This is a genomic window from Pseudoflavonifractor sp. BSD2780061688st1 E11, assembly GCF_005844125.1.
GTDB lineage: Bacteria > Bacillota > Clostridia > Lachnospirales > Lachnospiraceae > Sellimonas > Sellimonas catena.
Genome location: NZ_SPHM01000076.1, coordinates 1 through 3,826 on the forward strand (window position 1 = coordinate 1; position 3,826 = coordinate 3,826).

A 3,826-nucleotide genomic window follows, 5' to 3' on the forward strand; every position below is an offset into this window, starting at 1 on the left:
CGCATGTTTATCTAACATATGTTCGATGAACATGCGTTCTTTTTTTGACTGCTCCAAAAACGCAATTTCCTATAAAGCAAAAAAGAGCAGAACATTACCTGTCCACTCTCTTCTAAACTGCGTCTTAAGATCCACTCCTTCAAATTACAGCCACCTCTATATTCAAGATTTCTTTTTGCCATCTGTTATCCGTGTTTCCTTTTTGCTCTTTCTTTCTCTAATATTGTAATCGCAAATATCGCTATGGAAAATCCAAGAATGCAGATTGCTGTTCCGCTAAATGAAATAGCAGAATTTATAAATCCCGTAATCCCATTTACCACAGATGAAATAATTAAACCTATACATATTGCTAATGCCGCCTTCGATATTGTTGTATAATTCTTCATTTCCATCACCTTTCAATTAGCAAACTAACTCTCGCACAAAAATCTTAGTTCTTAACAGACACTATTCTTTACTCTGTATCACCTATATTTATCCTTGGTAAAAGTAATAGTAAAACATTAATACAACCAGTGCCATTATAAAAGGAACAATAATTATCAGCCAATACGAAAAATGCTTCTTTTCAGCTTCATTGATTGTATATTTGTACTCATCTTCCGTGACTTCCGATTTTAATTTTTGTAACTCAATATTCGTCAACCAAAAGTTGCGTATAATAAATTTCAACCTTCGTTTAGACAACTTAGTATTTATCAAATCAGCTTAAACACCATTTTGTAATATTTTCAATCAATTTTGCAGGCAGCTCTCTGTCATAAGAAAAATATATTGCATTTTTCTTAGTAACAACTTCTTTTAATTCCAACGCAAATTTTTCAATAGCTTCAACCCCCACATAAAAACTGATGTGATTTTTACAAGCGGAAAAGGAAATGGATTTTCCTTCTTTCTCATAATACGGCATACTCCATAATATACGTTCATTTACGCCCGGAACACTATTTTGTAATATAGTCATCATTTCTGTTAAATGGGTGCGTGTCTCTATGGGTTGCGAATCTATATAATCTATTACTGTTTCAGGTGCTTTCCCACAATAATGACCTTGATTTGTTCTTTTAAATTCTCTTCCACATTTTGGGCATATCCACATACTTCGTTTCCTCCATAAACCAGAATTTATCTCAACATTGTATCAACCTTTTCTCTCAACTTCCTCTTTGGTTTAAAGAAGAAGCGTGTAGAATACTGTGCGTTATTCACCAATAGCTCTCAGGCCTTATCAAGCCGAAAGCTACTACGCTAAATATAAGTATTTCTCTTCTTCAACACCCACGGAATATCCGCGGAAAAATCAAGTTGGATAGCCGGTAATGGAAATCCCTTTTCTAACAATACTATATCTCTATGAAAAGATACGTGGAAATTGGGAGATATGGCAAATGCCTCATCATCATCCCAATATGCAGTTTTATCATTTATGTTCTTCCAGGCACTCTTGCCTTCTGCCAAAATGCCACAGAGATGATAAAATCCACCATATAACAGCGTTCCGTCATCATTTACATGGTTTACATAACATTCACAGGCCTTTCTCATATCCACACCTATGTCACCAAAGAATTTATGTACTGAATGCGGAAGTTCACCAACAGCTTTTTCAAAATTCAGGCCCCCGTCACACGAACAGGATTTGCTGACAGGCTCTGCATTCTCATAAAAATTTTTTATTTTTTCTACATCAATATCAACTTTATATTGTCCAAATTTAAAAATCATATGTTTGGTCTCTTCATTTCTTACTTTGTCAATCAGGGGACATTAATTTAAAATATTGAATTATCATTCGTTTGTTCAAGATAAAAAGTGCTGAGCTGCTCTTCTTGGTTGTCATTCTCAAAATATTGAATTTTTACTGTTTTTATGATATTCAGGGCTTGTTCGCATTCGGTTTTATTTGTGCCGTATACATTGATAGATAATAGTTTCCCTGCAGAATAATATCCGATATAAATAACATAAACTGTTTTGTTCTCTTCGATCAATGTACCCTCGTACATTCTTACCGAAAATCCATCCGTAGTAAGTAAATGTGCATCTCGCAATTTTGCTGACATTGGAATTGTGCTGATATACGCATTTTCCATCACCTCGATTGGGGCAGGCACACCATCTCTTTCTGCATGAAACGGCGTTATACGAATTGTCAAATCGCTGTTATCAGGATAAAACACGCATTGACCATCCTCTTTATCATATTCTCCCTGCCAGTTATCGGGTATAGAGATTTGCCAATCACAAGGCAGCTTATAAGTCTTCATACTCATCTCTCCAAATCAGGACTTGTTGTTCTCTCTAACTTGCTTGAAAACGAAATCATATTTAATCATAAGGATATTTATTAATGTAATTCTATTCTCTCCTTAAATTATTAATTGTCAATCTACTTTAGTCTATTATAACATCCCGGTATTTCCCTGTCATTTTTATTTCTCACCCATACAAAAAACGGTTGATCTCCAGAGGAGTAACCGTTTTTTATCAAAATTAGACAAAATCAATTCGACATTTCTGTATATGTCCGAACATTTAAAATCCATTGCATGTTGAAGACATAGTAAGCCACTCGTATTCTAATACTGCTTTTGTTCCGCAAGTCATGCACCGTTCCTCAACAACTCGAAGTTTTTGAAATCCACGATCACAACCCTTTTTGCCGTGTTTACATGACACATCTACGTAACGCGAATCTATATATTCCTGCATTTTTGACATTCTCCATTTGATATCTCTTTCATTGAGATTTCCACCTCTCACACTTTGAATTTTTAAATCGTCTGGAACTATTCTTTTACTTGAGTTTCATACAGCTTCTGGGCTTTTTCCGCAATTTCTGCCCCTGTCTTATCACACGCATCCCAATCATTTGTTTTTTCCCAGCGTCCTTCGTGGACTGCATTCTCAACTGCTTCCTGCAAATAGCTCTCTACATTCGTTGCAAAATATGCACAATTTAATCCTTGATAGGCTTTTAATGTCATCTTCAATGTTTCTTCTGATACCTTAAAGCCCCGCTCAAATTGCATCTGATATTTATCGGGATCCGTCGGAATTCCACGGCCGCCAATTCCTTGCCACAGAAGATCCGTTTCATGATTTAAAAACAACATTAGGAACTCATATGCTTCTTCTTTTCTTTCACATGACATTCCTACCGCTCCGTATCCTTGTATAGACGCAACACGATTACCCGTTATATCAGGAATAAATTCAATTCTTTTCAATCCATCCCTTACACTCGTCCAAGATGTATCTTGACTCCAATTTGCGCTTTGCTCAATGTTAAGAGAAAAGAATTTCATGTTAGAGACAAAGAACTCTTTCCACCTCTCCTTATCATATTGAACTTCTCGCTTCTGATAATTAGTCGCGGGCTGATACCAATTTGGGGACATGAAAATATGATGGATAAAAGCACCTTTTAAATCAGTATCTTCTGATCTTTCCGCATATTTCAGCCATTCTACAAGATTATCAGCCTCTGGCTTCTGAATCCAGTCACTTTCCGAAAGCAACAGTTCACCAGTAAATGTAAGGGGGAGAATATACTGTTTGTCATTATATTTCCCTGTTTCCAGAAAAGCTGAATTATATGAACTTTTATCCCAGTAATCATCTTGCTTCATATAACTGTCAAGTGGAGCAAATAGGCCACTTTCCATTGCTTTATAAGGATTTGCAATAAGTGGCATCGTATCAGTTGGTTGAGCATCACCATATCTTAAATTGTTAAGTAGATAACTAAGACTTCCCATACCTGAAATGGGCTTCGCTCCTTGAAAATTCAATATTTCAGCTGACAAAATAGTGATTTATG

5 protein-coding genes are annotated in these 3,826 nt (G+C 35.8%); all 5 read right to left on the bottom strand.

The features are described 5' to 3' along the window. Window positions 1-185: 185 nt before the first annotated feature. On the bottom strand, window positions 186-389 hold the full coding sequence (locus tag FGQ85_RS17880; RefSeq protein ID WP_138374132.1) for a hypothetical protein: 204 nt from the start codon (window positions 387-389) through the stop codon (window positions 186-188). A 317-nt stretch (window positions 390-706) separates the two neighbouring features. Further along, window positions 707-1,102: a DUF1801 domain-containing protein gene (locus FGQ85_RS17890; RefSeq protein WP_138374133.1), complete on the bottom strand. Its 396-nt coding sequence runs from the start codon at window positions 1,100-1,102 to the stop codon at window positions 707-709. A gap of 149 nt (window positions 1,103-1,251) precedes the next feature. Next, the gene (locus FGQ85_RS17895; RefSeq protein WP_087167985.1) at window positions 1,252-1,728 is read right to left on the bottom strand and encodes a hypothetical protein; all 477 of its coding nucleotides are present in this window, start codon (window positions 1,726-1,728) and stop codon (window positions 1,252-1,254) included. 47 nt (window positions 1,729-1,775) lie between these two features. Continuing rightward, entirely contained in the window at window positions 1,776-2,270 is a 495-nt protein-coding gene (locus tag FGQ85_RS17900) for a hypothetical protein (protein ID WP_243128609.1), read from the bottom strand. Between the two features lie 522 nt (window positions 2,271-2,792). Then, a complete protein-coding gene (locus FGQ85_RS17905) occupies window positions 2,793-3,764 on the bottom strand; it encodes a hypothetical protein (protein ID WP_138374134.1) in 972 nt (323 codons plus the stop codon). Window positions 3,765-3,826 lie beyond the last annotated feature (62 nt).

Excerpts from the sequence above, each read along its gene's own strand:
- FGQ85_RS17900 (WP_243128609.1), bottom strand. The coding sequence starts at position 2,270 with ATGAAGACTTATAAGCTGCCTTGTGATTGGCAAATCTCTATACCCGAT.
- FGQ85_RS17895 (WP_087167985.1), bottom strand. The coding sequence starts at position 1,728 with ATGATTTTTAAATTTGGACAATATAAAGTTGATATTGATGTAGAAAAA.
- FGQ85_RS17905 (WP_138374134.1), bottom strand. The coding sequence starts at position 3,764 with ATGGGAAGTCTTAGTTATCTACTTAACAATTTAAGATATGGTGATGCT.
- FGQ85_RS17890 (WP_138374133.1), bottom strand. The coding sequence starts at position 1,102 with ATGTGGATATGCCCAAAATGTGGAAGAGAATTTAAAAGAACAAATCAA.
- FGQ85_RS17880 (WP_138374132.1), bottom strand. The coding sequence starts at position 389 with ATGAAGAATTATACAACAATATCGAAGGCGGCATTAGCAATATGTATA.